This window comes from Desulfoconvexum algidum, from assembly GCF_055382125.1.
On record NZ_AP042394.1, the window covers coordinates 6,351,427 to 6,371,242 of the forward strand.

20 protein-coding genes are annotated in these 19,816 nt (G+C 45.7%); 8 read left to right on the forward strand and 12 right to left on the reverse strand.

Going from position 1 to position 19,816, the window contains the following annotated elements:
* Positions 1-18: 18 nt before the first annotated feature.
* The 5 genes from ACZ45G_RS28545 to ACZ45G_RS28565 form a co-directional block, all read right to left on the reverse strand.
* On the reverse strand, positions 19-807 hold the full coding sequence (locus tag ACZ45G_RS28545) for a 4Fe-4S binding protein (protein WP_464173985.1): 789 nt from the start codon (positions 805-807) through the stop codon (positions 19-21).
* Positions 804-1,544, reverse strand: a complete 741-nt coding sequence (locus tag ACZ45G_RS28550) for an ATP-binding protein (RefSeq protein WP_464173986.1) — start codon at positions 1,542-1,544, stop codon at positions 804-806. The genes ACZ45G_RS28545 and ACZ45G_RS28550 overlap by 4 nt, the downstream gene beginning before the upstream one ends.
* A 46-nt stretch (positions 1,545-1,590) precedes the next feature.
* Entirely contained in the window at positions 1,591-2,325 is a 735-nt protein-coding gene (locus ACZ45G_RS28555) for an HD domain-containing protein (RefSeq protein ID WP_464173987.1), read from the reverse strand.
* 78 nt (positions 2,326-2,403) lie between these two features.
* The gene (gene hcp, locus ACZ45G_RS28560; RefSeq protein WP_464173988.1) at positions 2,404-4,041 is read right to left on the reverse strand and encodes a hydroxylamine reductase; all 1,638 of its coding nucleotides are present in this window, start codon (positions 4,039-4,041) and stop codon (positions 2,404-2,406) included.
* A gap of 249 nt (positions 4,042-4,290) precedes the next feature.
* Positions 4,291-4,458 (reverse strand): hypothetical protein, encoded by a 168-nt coding sequence (locus tag ACZ45G_RS28565; protein WP_464173989.1) that lies wholly within the window; start codon positions 4,456-4,458, stop codon positions 4,291-4,293.
* Between ACZ45G_RS28565 and ACZ45G_RS28570 the strand changes: the two genes are divergently transcribed.
* Both ACZ45G_RS28570 and ACZ45G_RS28575 read left to right on the forward strand, forming a co-directional pair.
* Positions 4,393-4,923, forward strand: a complete 531-nt coding sequence (locus tag ACZ45G_RS28570; protein WP_464180045.1) for a Crp/Fnr family transcriptional regulator — start codon at positions 4,393-4,395, stop codon at positions 4,921-4,923. The genes ACZ45G_RS28565 and ACZ45G_RS28570 overlap by 66 nt on opposite strands.
* Positions 4,924-5,200: 277 nt before the next feature.
* Positions 5,201-6,928: an aldehyde ferredoxin oxidoreductase family protein gene (locus tag ACZ45G_RS28575; RefSeq protein ID WP_464173990.1), complete on the forward strand. Its 1,728-nt coding sequence runs from the start codon at positions 5,201-5,203 to the stop codon at positions 6,926-6,928.
* A 254-nt stretch (positions 6,929-7,182) separates the two neighbouring features.
* Here the strand turns inward: ACZ45G_RS28575 and ACZ45G_RS28580 are convergent, their stop codons facing one another.
* On the reverse strand, positions 7,183-7,845 hold the full coding sequence (locus ACZ45G_RS28580; RefSeq protein WP_464173991.1) for an IS701 family transposase: 663 nt from the start codon (positions 7,843-7,845) through the stop codon (positions 7,183-7,185).
* A gap of 774 nt (positions 7,846-8,619) precedes the next feature.
* Here ACZ45G_RS28580 and ACZ45G_RS28585 point away from each other — a divergent pair.
* On the forward strand, positions 8,620-9,834 hold the full coding sequence (locus ACZ45G_RS28585; protein ID WP_464173992.1) for a DDE-type integrase/transposase/recombinase: 1,215 nt from the start codon (positions 8,620-8,622) through the stop codon (positions 9,832-9,834).
* A gap of 14 nt (positions 9,835-9,848) precedes the next feature.
* The gene (locus tag ACZ45G_RS28590; RefSeq protein ID WP_464173993.1) at positions 9,849-10,676 is read left to right on the forward strand and encodes an ExeA family protein; all 828 of its coding nucleotides are present in this window, start codon (positions 9,849-9,851) and stop codon (positions 10,674-10,676) included.
* A 159-nt stretch (positions 10,677-10,835) separates the two neighbouring features.
* Here ACZ45G_RS28590 and ACZ45G_RS28595 read toward each other — a convergent pair whose 3' ends face one another.
* From ACZ45G_RS28595 to ACZ45G_RS28610, 4 genes are all read right to left on the reverse strand, one after another.
* Positions 10,836-11,570, reverse strand: coding sequence for an IS701 family transposase (locus ACZ45G_RS28595; RefSeq protein ID WP_464173994.1), 735 nt, complete (start codon positions 11,568-11,570; stop codon positions 10,836-10,838).
* A 64-nt stretch (positions 11,571-11,634) separates the two neighbouring features.
* Positions 11,635-12,834: a hypothetical protein gene (locus tag ACZ45G_RS28600; RefSeq protein ID WP_464173995.1), complete on the reverse strand. Its 1,200-nt coding sequence runs from the start codon at positions 12,832-12,834 to the stop codon at positions 11,635-11,637.
* A gap of 134 nt (positions 12,835-12,968) precedes the next feature.
* The gene (locus tag ACZ45G_RS28605) at positions 12,969-13,250 is read right to left on the reverse strand and encodes a hypothetical protein (protein WP_464173996.1); all 282 of its coding nucleotides are present in this window, start codon (positions 13,248-13,250) and stop codon (positions 12,969-12,971) included.
* 228 nt (positions 13,251-13,478) lie between these two features.
* The gene (locus tag ACZ45G_RS28610; RefSeq protein ID WP_464173997.1) at positions 13,479-13,658 is read right to left on the reverse strand and encodes a hypothetical protein; all 180 of its coding nucleotides are present in this window, start codon (positions 13,656-13,658) and stop codon (positions 13,479-13,481) included.
* A gap of 203 nt (positions 13,659-13,861) precedes the next feature.
* On the opposite strand from ACZ45G_RS28610, the gene ACZ45G_RS28615 reads away from it, so the two are divergent.
* Positions 13,862-14,128: a radical SAM protein gene (locus tag ACZ45G_RS28615; protein WP_464173998.1), complete on the forward strand. Its 267-nt coding sequence runs from the start codon at positions 13,862-13,864 to the stop codon at positions 14,126-14,128.
* Between the two features lie 23 nt (positions 14,129-14,151).
* Positions 14,152-15,063: a radical SAM protein gene (locus tag ACZ45G_RS28620; protein ID WP_464173999.1), complete on the forward strand. Its 912-nt coding sequence runs from the start codon at positions 14,152-14,154 to the stop codon at positions 15,061-15,063.
* Here the strand turns inward: ACZ45G_RS28620 and ACZ45G_RS28625 are convergent.
* Positions 15,060-16,628 carry a B12-binding domain-containing radical SAM protein gene (locus ACZ45G_RS28625; protein WP_464174001.1) on the reverse strand — a complete coding sequence of 523 codons (1,569 nt, stop codon included), beginning with the start codon at positions 16,626-16,628 and terminating at the stop codon, positions 15,060-15,062. The genes ACZ45G_RS28620 and ACZ45G_RS28625 overlap by 4 nt on opposite strands.
* Before the next feature lie 147 nt (positions 16,629-16,775).
* Positions 16,776-16,994, reverse strand: a complete 219-nt coding sequence (locus ACZ45G_RS28630; protein WP_464174002.1) for a hypothetical protein — start codon at positions 16,992-16,994, stop codon at positions 16,776-16,778.
* Positions 16,995-17,066: 72 nt separating this feature from the next.
* On the opposite strand from ACZ45G_RS28630, the gene ACZ45G_RS28635 reads away from it, so the two are divergent.
* Positions 17,067-18,293: an FprA family A-type flavoprotein gene (locus ACZ45G_RS28635; RefSeq protein ID WP_464174003.1), complete on the forward strand. Its 1,227-nt coding sequence runs from the start codon at positions 17,067-17,069 to the stop codon at positions 18,291-18,293.
* Positions 18,294-18,503: 210 nt separating this feature from the next.
* Positions 18,504-19,799 (forward strand): histidinol dehydrogenase, encoded by a 1,296-nt coding sequence (gene hisD / locus ACZ45G_RS28640; protein WP_464174005.1) that lies wholly within the window; start codon positions 18,504-18,506, stop codon positions 19,797-19,799.
* The last annotated feature ends 17 nt before the right edge of the window (positions 19,800-19,816 follow it).

Below are 19,816 nucleotides of genomic sequence, written 5' to 3' on the forward strand. Positions count from 1 at the left end.
AGCCTTATCAGACAAGGGTTATGGAAGAACTTGATCCAGGGAAGCGAGAATTTTAGAAAAGCGTTGGCCGTTCGTTGAATGGATTTTGTAAAAGGTTAAACAATTTTCAACAATGGCCAGAACCTTTTGCCGTGATTGGATTCCGGGCACTTCCATGGCCAATCGAGGATGACGGCCAAGCCTTCCCCCCAGCAGCACCCGAAACCCTCGTTCCGATTCCGCAATGGTACCCGTGGGACAGGCGGTGATGCATTTGCCACAGGCCATACAAAGATCCGGGTCAATGACGGGGTATTCTTTTATTTCATCGAAACAGATCGCTTTATCCGGGCAGGCATCCACACAAGCCATGCATTGGGTGCACTCTTTTGTCCCTGCCACAGGCCGGGCAGCCCCGATAATACCAATGTCCACAATCTGGGGACGGGAACAGGCATTGGGACAGTCTGACAAGGAAACCCTGAATTCATGGTGAAATTTTAAATCGCCGGGTACACTTTGCTTTAAAAAGGAAAGGATATCCGCCTCTTCCATGAGGGCGGTAATGCCCCCAAGAAGTTTAGCACAGGAGTTAGCGCTATTGGGGCAGCCCTCCCCCCCGAAACAGGTGGAAATATCATAGCCCCGCATCTCTTTTTCCATACCGCCCTTGGACAAAAATTGTTTTTTCAGGGAGGTAACATCTTCTAACCCCACCTCTCGTTTGCCACAGCTCTGGGCATGGGCTTCCACTCGTTGACGTACCTTTTTTCGAACGAAGAAAGGTACGCTTTTTATGGCTGCTTCGGCTTCAACAGTCCATTTCATGAAAGAATTTTTCCCTGGGCACTGATAACAACTTCTTTAAAGGGAAGATCCACCCCTGCTCGCTCAAGGGCTTTTTTGATAATCCCGGCCATGCCTGAACAACAGGGTACTTCCATGACCACCGAAGTGATACTCTTGATACCGGACTCGGCAAATACCTGGGCAAGCTTGTCCACATAGCTATCCGCATCATCAAACTTGGGGCAGCCGGTCATGACGGTCTTGCCTTTTAGGAAATCTTTATGAAAAGAAGGATAGGCCACGGTAACACAATCAGCGGCAATCAACAGATCCGATCCTTTTAAAAAGGGAGCACCGGCCGGGACCAGGCGAATTTTCACCGGCCAATGGCCCAGGGCAGAAGGACCACCGGAGGGTTGTGATTTTGCTTCATTGGCACAATTGCAGGCATGTCCCTCATCTGCAATGGGAAAGGTTTTCAAGGCAGCAGAGGGACACCCGCTGGAAACAGGGGCTTTTTTGTCCTTTTTCTGCTGTTCGAGCAATTCTTCAACTGCTTCTTCGTCAAATTCATCTGCTTCCCGTTGAATCACCTTCAGGGCTCCCTGGGGGCAGTCTCCCAGGCACGCACCCAGACCGTCGCAATATTTATCGGCAATAACCTTGGCTTTTCCCTCCACAATCTGAATGGCACCTTCGGCACAGGCCAGAATACAATTGCCGCATCCGTCACAGAGTTCTTCATCAATCTCAATTATATTTCGAGTTACTATCATTTTATTCTCCTTACAAGGAATTGCAGTTACCGCATCCCATGACTTTTTAATTGTCCTGCATTAAGACTTCTTTTGCCAAATCATTTCCCGATTCCGTCAAAAAAAGCCGGTCAAGCTTTGCCAGAAACTCAGGCGTATCAATCCCTTTTCTATCCTTGCATTCAGCCATATTGGTCAGCATATCTGCATCATGGAGAACCTTAAAATTCAAACTCTCATCCCCACCCGGATGATGATGATGGCCAATAATGTCGCAAACTTCTTCAACAAGCTCTTTTTTGGCCCCTAGATCTTCCATAAGCCCCCTTGCCACGGGTGGGCCTTCTTGTTCCTGATATTCGGCAGCAGAAGAATTGTATTTTTCTTCGGCAGCCTTTATACCAATATCATGGAGATAGGCAGCACACAAAACCACCGCCAGATTTGCCTTTTCTCGTTTACCAATTTGTTCGGCATACCTGGCAACTTTACCGGCATGGCCGATGCGTTTAAAATCCGTGCGAAAATAGCGTTTCATCGCCACCGCCACCCTATCTTTAAGAAGGTCGTCCCGCTTTGCCAGAAAGCCATCGGGTAAAGTTCCCAGGCATTGTTCGGCAAATTTGCAATAGGAGGCACATCCAAAATCCATCTTTGGATTTACAATTTTTTTCTTGCAATTGCCACAGCGACGGGTGGCATCATCCTTGAAAAATTCCATGGGATGTCCACATTCCGGGCATTTTATTTCAAAAATCGCATCCTTATTCCAGTATTGAGTATCCTGTCCTGGGCATTGCATGAGTTACCCTCCTTCCTTTAAGACCTGTGGGGAGCAGCAGGCAGGAGACAAGTTCTCCTGCCTGCCCATTTTAATAATTTACTTACCCTGCATCATGGCTTCAATATCAGCCTCTGGCTCGGTAATGGCTTTAATGTTAAAATTTTCAACCAGCACGTTCAGTACAGCCGGAGAAACAAAGGCTGGCAAGGTTGGCCCCAGGCGAATGCCTTTGATTCCCAAAGAAAGCAATGCCAGAAGAACGGCAACGGCTTTTTGCTCATACCATCCGATATCAAAAGAAATAGGCAGGTCATTGATGTCGTCCAGCTCAAAGACTTCCTTAAGTTTCAGGGCGATAACCGCCAAAGAGTAACAATCGTTGCACTGACCGGCATCCAAAACCCTTGGGATACCGCCGATATCGCCCAGGTTCAGTTTATTATAGCGATACTTGGCACATCCTGCGGTCAGAATGACGGCATCCTGGGGCAATTTTTCAGCAACTTCGGTAAAATAATTACGGCTTTTATGACGACCATCGCATCCGGCCATGACCACAAACCGTTTAATGGCACCGGATTTCACCGCGGCAACCACCTTATCGGCCAGTGCCAGCACCTGGTTGTGAGCAAACCCGCCCACAATTTTCCCCGTCTCAAGCTCCTTGGGAGAAGCGCATGTTTTGGCCTGTTCAACAAGAGCTGAAAAATCCTTGGTTCCGTTCTCCGGGGAAATATGGGCCGCCCCGGGGTAGGAAGCAACCCCTGTGGTATAAAGCTTGGGAAGATAGGTGTTGCTTTTTTTCATGGGCACCACGCAATTGGTAGTCATGAGGATGGGGCCGTTAAACGCCTCAAACTCTTCATTCTGATGCCACCAGGACCCGCCGTAATTGCCTTTCAAATGGTCATACTTCTTAAAGGCCGGATAATAGTTGGCAGGAAGCATTTCCCCGTGGGTGTAAACATCCACGCCGGTACCTTCAGTCTGTTTTAATAACATTTCCATATCTTTAAGATCATGGCCGGAAATGAGTATCCCCGATTTTGTTCCCACACCGATATTAACCTCTGATATTTCAGGATGACCATAGGCGGTTGTATTGGCTTCGTCCAGGGCTGCCATGGTGGTAACGGTGACGCTGCCGCATTTAAGCACCATGGCCACCATCTCATCCACGGACAAATCTTGGGTGGTGGAGGCAAGGCTTTCGTACATGAAATCCCAGATCTCCTGTTTTTCCACCCCGAGAATTGCGGCATGGTCTGCATAGGCAGCCATTCCCTTGAGGCCGAGGATCAACAATTCCCTCAGGGACCTGACATCTTCATTTTCCGTGGCCAGAACACCCACCGCTTCCGCCTTTGCCTGGAAGGTTGCCACATCATTGGAATACCAGGTGGCGCTTTCGTGGAGATCACCGCCCAATTTATCGCCGGCCGCTGCGGCCAGTTCTTTTTTTACCACCTGGGCACGGTTGACCCAATCCACCAGATTTTCATCATTGAAATTCGTATTGGTGATGGTGGTAAAGAGCCCCTGACCGATAAAGGCGGCGGCTGAATTGGGGACTGCAACACCGGCTGCCTTGGATTTTTGAGCGGTAACGGCAATTCCCTTGAGATTAAAAATCAAAAGATCCTGGAGATTGGCGGTGGTATTTTCTTTTCCGCACATTCCCTTGATGGTACACCCTTCATTTTTGGCGGCTTCCTGACATTGAAAACAAAACATGTTACATTCTCCTTGGGTTATGGTGAAAAACAATGACTATTTTATATCTCATTTTTATTCTCGTCTTCATTCTCATCTTTACATCTTGAAATGAACTTACTATAGAGAGAGATATAAAACCTTGATCTGGATCAAGTTACAAATTTTTTTTGTACTTTTGTTAAAAAAATAAATGGAGTTAGGTTACGAAATTTATGGGAGCAATCTACCATTAATATACTAAAGACAATACCGCTTTTCTCGGGACTTTCAACCCCCCAGCTTGAAAAAATCCAGGCCATTGCTCTTGATCGCCCCTTTAATAAGGGTCAGCTCATCTTCCAGGAACAAGACAAAGGGGATGGATTTTATATAGTAAATACAGGGAAGATAAAGGTTTTCAAACTCTCCGTTGAAGGAAAGGAGCAAATCCTCCATATTTACGGGCCCGGCCATACCTTTGGAGAGGTACCGGTCTTTGAAGGCAAAAATTTCCCCGCCTCGGCCATGGCCATTGAAGATTCAAGTATTCTTTTTCTGCCCCGGGACTCCTTTGTCAACCTGATCACAACCACCCCGGCACTTTCCATGAACATGCTGGCGGATCTTTCAAAACGACTGCGGGACTTTACCATACAAATTGAAAACCTGAGCCTCAAAGAAGTTCCTGCCAGACTGGCGGCCTATATTTTAACCCTGGCAACCGAACAAAAGAATGAGAAAAAGGTCACCCTCCCCATTTCCAAAGCCCAGCTCTCAAATCTTATAGGGACCACCCCCGAAACCATCTCAAGAATCTTCAAAAAAATGGCCGACGCCCAATTGATCGAAGTCAAAACAAAGGTTATTTTCATCTGTGATATGGAAGGGTTGTCAGAATTATCTGAATCCGGTCGCCTCTAATTTTGACAGCATGAAACCTGGGAGTCAAATTCCATAAAGAAATTATTTACATTCAAGGATTTACAGAGTATTTTATAGAAGAGACGGGTTGTATTTATTTATGGTGAACTGGATGGAAATCCCATGACATATAAGAAAGGGTCATTATGTCATGGTTCAGTAAATGGGTCTTGTTGAGATGATCGGCATGCCTGAATTGCTATTGGTACCCGTCAAAAGGAGTACAACTCAATTAAAAACATACCTTTTATAAACCTTTCAATGCCAAGGAGGAAAAATGGGAAAATTACTTAGGATAAACACCAAGGAAAAAACCTTTACTTTTGAAGAAACACCCGAAGCCTATGCAGGTCTTGGGGGCCGCGCACTGACCTCTAAACTAATTTTAGACGAAGTCCCGGCCACCTGTCACCCCCTGGGAAAAAACAACAAGCTGGTCTTTTCACCTGGCATCATGTCAGGCACTCCCGCAGCCAACTCCGGCCGGTTATCCGCAGGGGCGAAGTCCCCCCTTACCGGTGGGATCAAAGAGAGCAACGCGGGGGGATATGTTTCCCAAAAACTGGCCAGACTGGGCATCACCGGCCTGGTACTTGAAGACAAACCAGATTCAGACGATTACAGCATCATTATCATCAACAAGGACGGGGTAGAAATTTTGCCGGCCGGAGATCTTGTTAAAGCCGGGAACTATGAGGTCATGGAAAAACTCTGGGCAAAATACGGTAAAAACACAGGAATCATGAGCATTGGCCAGGCAGGCGAGCAATGTCTCAAGGCGGCTTCCATTCAACAGGCCGACATGAACGGCCGGCCCGGACGTGCCCACGGCAGAGGCGGCCTTGGCGCTGTCATGGGATCCAAAAGGATCAAAGCCATCGTTGTAGACGACAAAGGCGCTCCCAGGTTAGAAATCAAAGATCCCGAAGCATTTAAAATAGCCAACAAACGCTGGGTGGAAATGCTTCGGAATCATCCGGTTACCGGTGAAGGTCTGCCCGCCTTTGGCACAGCCGTCCTGGTAAACGTGATCAACGAAGCCGGTACCATGCCCACCAAAAATTTTCGCACCGGTCGGTTTGAGGATGTCCAGAGCATCAGCGGCGAAACCATGGCGGAAAACATTAAAGAAAGAGGCGGTATCACCACCGAAGGCTGCCATCCCGGTTGTGTGATAAAATGCTCCAATGTCTACCATGACAAGGACGGCAAGTACCTCACCTCAGGGTTTGAATATGAGACCATCTGGGCATTCGGCGCCCACACCACCATAAAGGATCTGGACCAGATCGCCATGCTGGACAGGCTTTGTGATGATTTTGGCCTGGACACCATTGACACAGGTGTTGCCATAGGCGTTGCCATGGAAGGCGGCATGATCCCCTGGGGGGATGGACAGGCTGCCATTGATCTTCTCTCCAAAGTGGGTGAATATGCCCCTGTGGGCAAAATCATCGGCAGTGGCGCAAAATTTACCGGAGATGCCCTGGGTGTCACCCGGGTAGCCGTGGCGAAAAACCAGGCATTCCCTGCCTATGATCCCCGATCCTGCAAGGGCCAGGGCGTCACCTATGCCACCACGCCCATGGGGGCGGACCACACGGCCGGATACGGAGTTACCGCCAATATCCTGGGTGTGGGCGGCACCATTGATCCCCTTAAAAAAGAAGGGAATGTGGCACTTTCCCAGGGCCTCCAGATCGCCACGGCAGCCATTGACGCCGCCGGTCTCTGTCTCTTTGTGGCCTTTGCCGTTCTGGACAATGAAGACGGACTTCCCACCATTGCCCAGATGATCAACGCCCAATACGGTCTTAAACTTACGCCGGATGATATCATGGAGCTGGGTAAATCGGTCCTCAGGAACGAACTGGAATTCAACAAACGAGCCGGATTTACTAAGGCGGATGACCGGCTGCCGGAATTTTTCTCAGAAGAACTCCCCCCCCACAAAACCACCTGGGATTTCACTGCTGAGGATCTGGAAAAAACCCTGGCTTTCTAATCCAAGTCAGATAATAAATTTAATCGTTAAACAACATCGTTGAACAACATTGTTAAACAAAGGGGCAGAGAAATTCTCTGCCCCTTTGCTCTTTTCTTATGTTCACGACTCATACCGGGCAGCAAGATTTGCCAACCCTTCTACCATCGGTTTTTCAATAATTTTTTTTATGATGGAACCCAGGAGGAAAAACGGCAGTTTCGGTTCGAAATCAATGGAATAGCTAAAGTTTCACCGAAATCAAAGAGTAACGATCATGCAACCATGCGTAGCAGCAGGTCAATGAAATATTTTTTCAAGGATTTGGGGTGACTATGGCAAACAGCATCAAAATTCTCACTCAATGCGGCTTTGGCTATGATATGTCTGAGGTCTGAGAAGGCAAAACTGTTCCGACCTCTTACCTTATGTCGACGTTCCGGGATATTTTCAAGACGTGCACCATAAATCCAAACAATAGTAGCAGCCATCATTGAGAAATGAATGTGATTCATGACGGCATGAGCATTGCGGGTTTGGCTTTTACTGCTGCCTATCTCCTGCTTAATTTCTTTAAACCCAGATTCAATTTTCCATCTGGCACCGTAGTACTCGATGATCTGTTTAATTGACAGATCCAGATCCGTTGAAAATAATGCAACCCATTGGGTTTTTCGAAATACCCATACTACCCGGACAGGGCATTTTAGTGTTTTTAGTATGACTACAGTGGAATAAAACATGACCTCACGATAATCGCCATAAAGAAATACGCTAAGTTTTGAGGCTTGTGATCTGAACATAGCTGCCATCTCGGAGCATGAACCTAAACGATCTCCATACTTTCGTGTTCTGCCACGTTGCCCTGGTTTCCTTTTGGGTGCTATTGTAATGAAGCTCAAAGGCATCCCACAAATCCCATCTAAAATCTCACGCAATTATCCCCATGTAATATTTTCCAGGTTTTTTATTGTAAGAAAAAAATCGAGTTTTTCGTAGCCAGCAGGAACCGCCGGATGCCTTTTATCTTCCTCCCCCCTTTTGGGGGGGATAAGAGGGGGGGCATGTGTTATCTACTCATTGTCGCTTTTAAAAATACTATTTTTAAAAAAAGGAGAAACACATGCCCCGATCCTGGAATTCATTGATAACTGTTTTGTCAGAAATTACAAGAAAAAATTGTGAATCACTTATTTGCTGCTCTCACTGTGGGAACGACCATACCTATGTAAAATGGGGCTTTTACCACCGATATTTGTTTAATGATCAAAGAATAAATATTCAGCGCTACCGCTGTGATAATGATTTATGCCCTTGCAAAACTTTTTCAATTCTGCCCCATGCATTTCTGCGAATCATCAGAGCCTCTTTGTGTATGCTTATGTATGTTCTCAAAATGTATGAGCAAGGAAATAGTATCGCAAATATTGCCCGGCATACCAGCAATAATTGGCAAAGAATACAACGATGGTTAATTAAAGCTTCAACAATCCAAGAATGGCTCAAGCAAGAATCTGGCATAGCCTCTTGGAGCCCTTCACCGTGTTTTTCTCCTGATCGATTATGGACACCATTTATCAGGGATTTTTCCTGGACTTTTTACCCGGAGCGGTGGAGGTGAAAACCCACCAACACAAAACATATATATAACAAAATCAGTCAGTTTGTTAATTGAACCTCCATGGAGTTTAATTTTTTAAGTGGAGGTTTTAATGAGCGAACAAAATGACAAGAAATTCGAACTCGCCTTGTGGCGTTATGGGATCATCAGCCCACTTCTGCATAGAGATGCAAATGATATTCCTGTGGGAGAACTACTGGACCAGGCATCCTGGAAACATTACGTACATCCTGATGGATTCCATGTTTCTCTGAGTGCTGAAACTTTGAGGAAATGGAGATACCGTTATCTTAGCTGTGGCCTGCCTGGCCTTACAGGGAAAGTCAGATCAGATAAAGGCAAACACCAGATTCCAGATGATATTGGTTCTGCAATGTATGCCATGCGAGAGGAACATCCAAGATGGACGACTGCCAAAATGATCATAGAGCTTACGGAAACCGGCAAATGGAATGGCCGAAGCCCAAGTAGATCGGCAATTTACAGGTTTGCCAAAGCATCTAACCTGCAAAGAGACCCTCACATTAATTCAGAAAGAAAGGTACGGCCTTTTGCGTTTGATCACTTCGGTCAACTATGGATTGCCGACTTTCTCCATGGCCCGAAATTGTTCAAAGGCAAGGAAAAAAGGAAGACCTATCTCCATGTCATTCTGGATGATAGCAGTCGCTTTATTGTTCATGGCGGATTCTATCTTACCGAATCGGTGGAACCTTTGATTTATGATCTCATGGGAGCTGTCAGAAGGTTTGGCATCCCTCAACGATTTTATACCGATAATGGAGCAGCTTATGCCGGTAGACACCTTAAAATATTATGTGCTAGAAACGGTATTGACCTGGTCCATACCCCACCGTACATCCCCCAAGGCCGTGGGAAAGTTGAACGAGTGTTCAGAACCATAAGAGATCAATTCCTGTGCGATAAACATTTTAAGACCCTCCAACAGATCAATGATGGTTTTAAAATATGGGTCAGTAAATACCATGAAACCATTCACTCATCATTAAAATGTTCTCCTTTACAAAAAAGAATGCAGGTTAAAAACGTCTGCCGGGTTTTGCCCCCATCAACCGACATCGAGGCACTTTTTAGAATGGAACGGCGATGCCGGGTTTACAACGACTGCACCATTCAGTTTAAGAAAACCAGGTATGAGGTTCCTGACTGCCTGCCGGGTGACAGAGCAACAATTTATTATATGCCCTGGGACAGGACCTGTCTTTATTACGGCCATGACATGAAAAAAGCCCGCATTGTTGATCCAAGTGCCAATGCCAGGCGATTCGAACATCCGAACCAATAAATAAGGAGAACATTATGCCCATAATCCAAGGAGAATCTCCAGCAGAATTTTTTGATTATAAACTTCACCCTTTTGCAGATACTTACCGTTTAAAGCAACCTTATTTAGGGGACCAGGATAACCGCTTTTTTAAAACGGCTTTATCTTTGATCTCTACAGGAAAAAGCTTTGCTCTGTCCGGACCGTCAGGTGCAGGAAAATCAACATTGATCCACTATGTTTTATCCCGGCTTGATGTAAATTGTTACAGGCCAGCCCTGGTCCATTACGGAGGTTTGCAGCGTAACGGAATGCTCAAAGCCATTGCCGATGTGCTTGGCGTAGATACTAATGGCAGGACGGTGCCTTTGCTGATTAAATTACAAAAGCAAATCATGCAGATGGCATCGGAAAGCCGAAGTGTATTCCCGGTGTTTGTCATTGATGATGCTCACTTGATGGAAAAGGAATCGTTGATGGATATCTGTTCCCTCATGTTTAATCCCCTCAAAGAGACAGTGGCTGCAAGCTTTATTCTTGTGGGTGACGAAACCCTTGAAAAAAGACTTCAGTTGCAAATCATGTCCCCTGTCAGGACCAGGCTCACTGGGCAATTTAATTTGAACACCTTGAATGACAATGAAAGTCTTGAGTTCATAAAGTTCAGACTCTCCAATGCCCGTGTTGCGGAAACTTTATTTGATCCGGATGCATTAAGTCTTATGTCTTCCCATTGCCGGGGGAACCGTCGTCAAATTATGAACATGGGGACACTGCTTTTAGCAGAGGCATTTTACAGACAAGAACGAACCATCAGTGCCGAATTGATTTATAATTGCGACCAGATAAAGATATCTGAGTGAAACGGAGGCATACGAGGGGAGACCCCGATGCCAAGGGATAGCTCAGGGCGGTAGACTGCTGTCTACATGGAGCCCGGTAGGTTAGTTCTACCGGGCTCTTCTTTATGTATTATAATGGTAAAATAGCTTGGAATATCTTTGGGATCTGAACTCGACAATCTACACTATAGAGTATAGAACGGTATTGGAACGTAACCGTGAGAGCAAATCGAATAGACTGCCAATATGTCTTCTGGTGGGTTTGTACAGCCCGTTATTACCAAACCAGCTATCACAGGCACACAAAATATTGACCCCTTTAAAATGATGTGCCAGCTCAACTAACATATTCGCTGATTGTTCCAGCTTTGTTTTAAATAAGGGAATTTTTCCGGCAATTTTCATATTATCGAATTTTGCGGTGATAGCTTTTAGTGGTAAATAAAATTTGTAGGAAAGGGGCAGGCATGCCCAACGGCCCTTTATGGATTTGAGCAAACCAAGGAGTACCACATTTTGTGCCCAAGGATATTTTGTTTGATTTGATTTAGCGGCATGGTCAAAAACGTGTGAACACCCAAAAATTTTTTTACCGGTTTTGGGGTTGATAGAATCATCTAAGGCAACCAGCAATCGTCCGTCAGTTAGAGGATCTGGAATAGTATCCCACAACTTTACCCAGAGCTTATCCCAGGGCAGCTTATTCGATGCCATGAAAGTATAGAATATTCGTTTATTGATATCGATTCCAAAAAAAGTATGCATACAGCGAAGAATATTCGATGAGATGGAGCTGGTAAAAGGGATAATGAATGAAAGCAGGGCATAAACGAACCATCTACTCCGGTGGGTACCAAGTTTGCAGGATGAAAATTTATTTTGAAGGGGGTTAAGGATATCGCGTAAAATAAACATGAGATTTTACTCCTTTTGGGTTTAATTTCAGCAGGTTATATGTGGGGTGGTGAAAATCACATAGCTAAAACGCATATTTTTGGTTCTGTTTTTGTTCCTGATCTTTGATCCAATTATTGACCTGCATTCTTTTGGCCTGGACTGATTTGCCAATATTATCTTTGAACCATTCGTGAATTTTTTTTGTGGGAACTGTTTCCAACGCCTCGTGAACAATCTCTGTTGTGGTTTTAGAAACAATGGCGGCAAGACTTAAAATAAAAACGGTGAATCCGCTTTTTGCCTGATCATGCTCAAGCCGCTTCATTTTTCCAAAAACGGATTCTATGATTTCTGACGTACCAAGCAATCTTTCATCTTTGCTGGCTTTTTTTGATTCTTGCTCAACAAAATCAAGCATTTCTGTTTTTATCCGCATTGCCCTGAGTGTTTTGGCCTTAAATGTTGGAAGCATCATCAAATCAATATGGCAGTTACGATAAATCCCTTGAAACTTAATAAATGTTTCGGCCTCTTTGATAATATGGATAAGTTCCTTCCATTCTTCAAGGTCCCTCCTGAAATCGGTCAACCACCCCAATTTCAGGGTTATATGGTCTCTTGTACATTCAAGACATGAAAAGCCATTGGGATTATCAAGCAAACAAAGCTTATCCAAACCCCATTTAATCAATGGCTCTACATTCATATATCGGGCCTTACTCCTTTGATTAGGAGGTGCGATGGCTGCCAGTTGTGTTTGTTGAACTTGTTTTCGTGTGCTTGTTGCCAGTCTGATGAATTCAATCCATTTATAATCGGTGCTTAGTTCTCGTTTTAGTACTGTGGCTGCTTTATGGGTAATATCATACACAAAAACAGTATCGGTAAATTCCTGACAGAATCGTTCGATTCCGGATTTGACATCTGTTCCATGATCACTAATAATCTGTTTTGGAACACCTGTTTTCGAGATCGTTTCTTGAAGTTGTGCATAGACCACATCACCATTTGATTTGGTTACAGGAAATAATGCTAAGGGTTCAACATCTTCATGGCAAAGAATGGTATCGGCAGCAGGGAGTTGACTTTGCCTGATTCCCAATATTGCCAGGCATTTTTCTTTACCCCATTGAACTGAATGGTCAACAATCCATATCCAGTCATCGGCTATCACTTTTGGCCGGGTCAGTTTGTAATAACCGAGGCGGAGCAGCCAAATACGTCCTGAATACCATGAGGGTGTTGTGAAATTAATGTTCAAAAATGTGGATAATAATAGCAAGGTCCGTTCCGCTCCTCTTAAGCTTGAACAGGCATTAAGGACCAATGAAATAAACAAAAAGGCATGGCCGGAAGAATAGGTATGAAAGTTCGGCTTCTGTTCAAACTGTTTAAGAGATGCCTTGCTTTCCTGAATCAAAGATTTTTTTTTAGTCGATTTATTTCAGCCAACATTCTTTTTTCTTTATCTTTCATTTGCTGAATCTCAATCTCAAGATTTTTTGAACGTTTTTTGAATTCATTTTTGTTTTGCTCTAAATATTTAACTTTTTTACGGAGCAGCTTGATTTGGTACTTTGCGTCTTTTGCCTTTTCTTTCCACCCATTCCTGCTGCCCTCAAAAAACCTAACAAGTTTCGACATTGGGCTTTTATATTTATTTTCTACTTTATTCGGTTTTTGCTCTTGGGTATCCATTTTTGCTCCTCATGTTATAGGGATTTATTATCCCCTAACATAAAGAAGTGAGGGTGTCTATCAAATTTTAATCAGATTGCAACAATGCTCGTGATTCAGACTTCAGACGGGAATATTTATGGGAACTTGAATCAAAATCATTTTTCAACCTTTTCAGCTTATTTTCACCACCCCAGGTTATATGCTATATTTTATACCACAAAAAGAGATGTTTCACAAGCATTGAATTTATGTAACTAATTGAAATAATAATAGATATTGGCATAAAAATTGAATTGCATTTTGTACACCAACTAATATTTTTTTAAAAATTTTAACTTCCGTGCAATTTGAAATTTTGCGAAAAAATGGTGAAACTTCAGTGGAATAGGTAAGCCTGGTTTTTCCCTGATCTTCTGCAAATTCCATTCGTCCCCTGTGTTTTTTTATGGGGCTTCCTTTACTGACAGTATACTCCATGAGCTGATTTGGTTCGAACCTGACAACGGATTCTTCAAAGGCCACACCGGGTAAGGCATAAATCCGCCGGACAGATCCCAATCCATTTTCATTTTCGTCTTGACTGTCAACCACCCGTTTGATGTTTGCATTTATAATGCGATGTCCAGGACTTGGGAACAAGTGTAATCGGACTTACCGGAGGAGAACCTCTCCTACGGGAGGACCTTGAAGATATCATTGCCACCATTGATAAAAGGTCCATGCCGGTTTTGTTTACAACGGGATATAAACTGACCCGAACCAGAGTGAAGGCTCTTAAAAAAGCAGGCCTGGAAATCTTAAAGGAATGCCCTTCCCATGATGAAAACCGGCTGCCTATATTTTATAAAAAAATGGATTTTTCAGGACCTGCTCAACAGCAGGCAAAAACAAAATAAAGAGAGTAAACAAATGAAAAAGAGTGACCCCCTATTCCGGATTTGAACAAGGTCCTATTCGTCCTCCCAGTGAGAGTGGGAGTCTTCTGATCCGTGCCACCCGAAATTGTCCCTGGAACCGCTGTACCTTTTGCGGGCTTTACAAAGGTAAAAAATTCAGCCTACGGCCGGTAGGTCATGTTCTCAGGGATATTGATCTTATCCATAATTATGTCCGGGAGATTAAAGGCGGCACCCCCTCCATGGGCCCGCGTGATCACATGGCCTTCCATGCCGCCAGAAACTGGGTGGAAAACGGAATGAAATCCATCTTTCTCCAGGACTCCAACAGCCTGATCATGCAACCCGATGACCTTGTCACCATCCTGACCTATTTAAAGGACGCCTTCCCGGAAACTAAACGCGTGACCTCCTATGCCCGGTCCCATACCATTGCCAGGATCAGCGATCAGAACCTTGCACGCATGGCCGGGGCAGGCCTTAACCGGATCCATATTGGCATGGAATCCGCCGAGGACAGGGTGCTGGCGCTGGTAAAAAAAGGAACCGACAAGGAGGCCCAGATTCGCGCCAGCACATTCCACCCCATGGGCGACCGAGAGGTGGCCCAAGAAATCCTTTTATTTATCCAATCTCTGGACGGGATCAACAGCACCCTTAAAAGTGATCATATCCTGAATCTTTTCCAGGAGATCGAGGGAAGACTGCCCCAAGATAAACACCGGATGACAGCGGTTATTGAACGATTTCTTTGCCTGGACAGAAAAGAGCAGATGCTCTATCAAATTGGAAGACGAAGCGGTCTTTTTTCCCGGCTGGACGACCTGGATGATCCGACACTTCGAACCTATGCCGAATGGAAGTATTCAGAGCTCACTGTAACCGAGGAAAACATAAACCGCATTATTGCAAACATGATGCAACGCTTTATTTAATGGCTGTGATCTGCCCATAAAAACCGGGTTTTTCCCTGGTAGGTTTCCATCCGGATGTATCCTTTTGCGAGAAGGTCCTTCAGGGTGGTTTCAGTGAAATCAAAATCAAGGCCTGCCATGGTAGCAGCTTTTTCGGAAAGCGCTTTTAGGGCTGTGGCATGATCTGTTTCAAGGCTTGAATGCTGCTCAAGAAAATCCTGGGTCAGCAGTTTAAAAATCATCTCCATGCGATAAAAGCCCCCCACCTGCATCTGTTCATAGGGGGTTGCTGTTTTGTTCGCATATTTGATTTTCAATTCTTCCCAATCTTTCCGATTCTGCTCAGTGGCATCATGGATAAATGCGTCCATCTGTTCAGGGGTCAGGGCATCGGTTTTAACAATGGACCTGTTGGCATTATATTGATCCCAGTCATCGGTGAGGATTTCAAGATCATAGTCGGCAATATCCTCCCTCACGGCGGTCCCGGGAAAAGGAGACAAGAAATGAAAAGCCGATTCTATTTCCAGTTCTTTTTGCAGTTTCAAAGAATCATTCATGGTGTCCCGGGTTTCCCCGGGAAGCCCGACAATAAAAGAGGCATGTCCCCTGATGCCCGCTTCCCGGCAGGCCATGGCCGCTCGTTTTGCCTGGTCAATGGTGATCCCCTTTTTGACCCGCTTGAGCATCTCAGGGTTGCCCGATTCAATACCGAAACTAACAGAATGGCAACCAGCGTTTTTCATCAGCTTAAGGATTTGAGTGTCGACAGTATTCACCCTTGAAAATGCACTCCAGGAAATATCCAGTTTCCGTCGCACAAGTTCATTGCAAAACGCTGTAACCCGGCGTTTGCTGGCGGTGAACAAATCATCGGCAATATTGATCACAGAGATACCAAGGGAGATGATCTGTTCAATTTCGTCGGCAATATGACCGGCAGAACGAAAGCGAACCTTTTGGCCCACCATGCGGCGCCCCAGGCAAAAGATGCACTGGTTGGGACATCCCCTGCTGGTAATGATGCTCACAGGGTATCCCAGGGCCTGGTACCGGGCCATGGGCAGCAGATGCCGGGCCGGCAGAGGCAATGCATCCAGATCCTGTATAAAAGGACGCGGGGCCGTTATTATCATTTGCCCATGGTCTTTAAAAACAATTCCCGGAATGGTTTCCCATTTTTCCGGAGTATGAATTACCGGCAGCAGTTGTGTAACCGTGGCTTCCCCCTCCCCCTTGACAATAATATCGATTCCCGGAAAAAGGGACAGGGTATTTTCAGCATCAAAGGAAACATGGGGGCCACCCATGAGGGTGATGACCTCCGGAAACGTCTGTTTTACAATGGAAAGAATAGCGGCGGCCTGTTTAAAATTCATGGTAACCGAATTGGTGCCCACCACATCCGGACCAAAGGCGTTCAGCTCTTGTTTGAGTTTTGTTTCAGAATATCCCCGGACAATATAATCAAAAATTTTCACCTGGGCACCGGCGGCTTCACACACAGCGGCAATATAAGTCAATCCCAAGGGCGGTGACGGCACCTCTTCCAAGGGATACGGCGGGGCAATCAAAGCTATTTTCATTCAGAACTTCCTTTGGTTACAAAACAGAACAGCATCATTTCCAAGGCAGAATACACCCATCGGGTTTGGGAATTATCAGCTCTCCAGCCTTAAGGCAAGTGCTTATTGATCCTTCCCCCAAAACAAGGCACAAAGGAGCAGAAAATTTTAACGCAGAACAATGATCCGGCACCCATGACCGGTGGCGTTCATTGGCCATTTATTTTCCATGGAACCTGGGCTCTCGGGCTCTCGTTTTTCCAGCAGGTCACTGATCTCCTCTTGGGCATCTTCCATTTCAAAGATCCGGGACTGGACATGGGATTCCAGTGATTTGATTAGAACGGGTGCATCAAAATTTCTTCTTCTATTAAATACATTTTGCATTGTACAAATGGCAAGGTTGTTCTATTTTAATGCTTTAATCGTAAACTTTAAAAACAAAGGAGTCTTTGTAGAATGAAAATACAAAAAGTGGTCGATGATATATATCGACTTGCTGTCAATATCGAGGATGAAAGCTATCTTTTTGAGGGGATCTGGCCGATCCCCCACGGGATTTCCATTAATAGTTACCTGATCAAAGGGGAAAAAAACGTTCTTATCGATTTGACCCAGAATATTATGGACTTTCCTAAGGTAATCACCGAACAGATGGAAGGCGCATCCCTGGCTGTCGAGGATATTGACATCATTATCATCAATCATATGGAGCCGGATCATTCAGGCTGGCTGAATGACTTTTGCAAAAAAAACACCAAAGGCGTCATTTATTGCACAAAAAAAGCCATCCCCCTGCTTAAAGCCTTTGGAGAGGTGCCCCCGGAACGGGCAGTCGCGATTACAGACGGGATGACCCTGACTGCCGGTGATTACGAACTTCAGTTTTTTGAAACACCCAATATCCACTGGCCCGAGACCATGATGACCTATGAGAAAAAACGCGGCATCCTGTTTTCCTGCGATGCATTCGGCTCATACGGAAAAGTGGAAGACGACACCATCTTCGACGACCAGTTATCCCAGGAAAAACATAAATTTTTGGAAAACGAGGCGCTTCGTTATTATGCCAATATCGTGGCCACATTTTCTGCGTTTGTTCTCAAGGGGCTGAGTAAACTGGCGAGTCTTGATATTAAAACCATCTGTCCCGCCCACGGTATCATCTGGCGGGATAATCCCAATGTAATTATTGATCATTACAAACGGTATGCAGAGTATAGCAAAGGGCCGGGAGAGCGGGAAGTTACACTTATCTGGTCCAGCATGTACGGCAATACAAAAACCATGCTGAACCTGATCGTTCAAACCCTGAACAAACGGCAGATACCGGTCCACGTGTTCCAGGCCCCGGGAGACGATATCGGATATATCCTGGCAAGTGCCTGGAAATCAGCCGGTCTGATTTTTGGAATGCCCACCTATGAATACAAGGTATTCCCGCCCATGTCCCATGTCATTGAGGAACTTCTGGTGAAAAAGGTGACCAACAAGAAGGTATTCCGGTACGGCTCATACGGTTGGGTAGGTGGTGCCCAGCGGGATTTTGAAGCCAGGATCGAAAAGTCCGGTTGGGATCTGCTCAATTTTTACGAATGGCAGGGGGCACCGACAAAAGAGGATAAACAAAATATGGTTCAGGAGGTGGAAGCCTTTTGCGATGAACTGGTCAAGTTCACAGAATAAGTCTTTTTGTGTGGCGGCTATCCATTTTGTAACCCCGGAGGACAGTCATTTTACTCATTTTCAGATTCTAATTGTCCTTCCCCGGTTTCTTCTGATATAAAGGGAGGTTGCCGCTGTTTTTGGGCAACCCTATTTTGATAGACCCTGAATGATACGAGACTATGGATCACGTTGTTATAATAACAAACTATACCAAAAAGAAGAAATGCCATGAAAATATTTCAATACCCTTCAGACCCGGCAGAAACCAGAGTCAAAGAGACCATTGAAAGGGGACTGGGATTTTCCCAGGCCGATTATGCGAATGTCCAGCGCTACATTGATGATGTAAAAAAAAGAGGGGACCTGGCCCTGGTGGAATATACCAACCAATTTGATTCAAAAGAGGTCACCCTGGATTCCCTGCGAGTCACGGCGGAAGAATTTGACCAGGCCATGGCGTCCATTGATCCAAACTTTTTAAAAAGCCTGGACCGGTCCGTAAACCAGATCACAGAGTTTCATTTAAAACAGAAGGAAAAATCCTGGATAGACACCCCCCGAAACGGTGTGATGGTGGGCCAACTGGTCAAACCCGTGGAAGCTGCCGGTGTCTATGCCCCGGGCGCCAAGGGCGGCAAGACCCCCCTGGTCTCCTCGGTGCTCATGGGGGGAATTCCTGCTCGCGTTGCAGGGGTGGAATCCATAACGCTCATGACCCCGCCCATGGAAAACGGCCGGATCAACCCCCATATCCTTGCCGCGGCCAAAAAAGTAGGCATCTCCTCTGTATTCAAGGCCGGAAGTGCCTGGGCCATTGCCGCCCTGGCCCATGGGACTGAGCAGGTCCCCCGGGTAGACGTGATTGTGGGACCGGGAAATATCTATGTGACCCTGGCCAAGAAAATTGTCTCTGGAACCGTGGGAATTGACATGATTGCAGGGCCCAGTGAAATTTTGATCATTGCAGATCAGGATGCCAACCCTGAATTTATTGCTGCAGACCTGCTCTCCCAGGCCGAGCACGATGTCATGGCCTCGTCCATCCTTGTCACCGATTCCGAAAATCTGGCCCAAAAAACCCTTCTGGCAGTTCAACGACAATTGAAACATCTGTCCCGTCAGGAGATTGCCAAGGCTTCCATTGAAAATTTCGGGGCTATCATGCTGGTGCCGGACATTGAAACCGCCATTGCCCTTTCCAACCGCCTGGCCCCGGAACATTTGGAGCTCATCGTCCGAGATCCCTTTGACTATATTGACAGAATCCGAAATGCCGGCGCCCTCTTTATCGGGTCCTATACCCCGGAACCCATGGGAGACTATATTGCAGGACCCAACCATGTGCTGCCCACGGCAGGGACGGCAAGGTTTTCATCTGCATTGAGTGTGGAGAACTTCACCAAAAAAACCAGCCTGATCCACTATTCAAAAGCAGCCTTTCAACGAGAGGCCGATGATGTAATTCACCTGGCCATGACCGAAGGGCTGGATGCCCATGCCAACTCCGTAAAGATCCGAAAATAGGAACCCATTCAGGAACC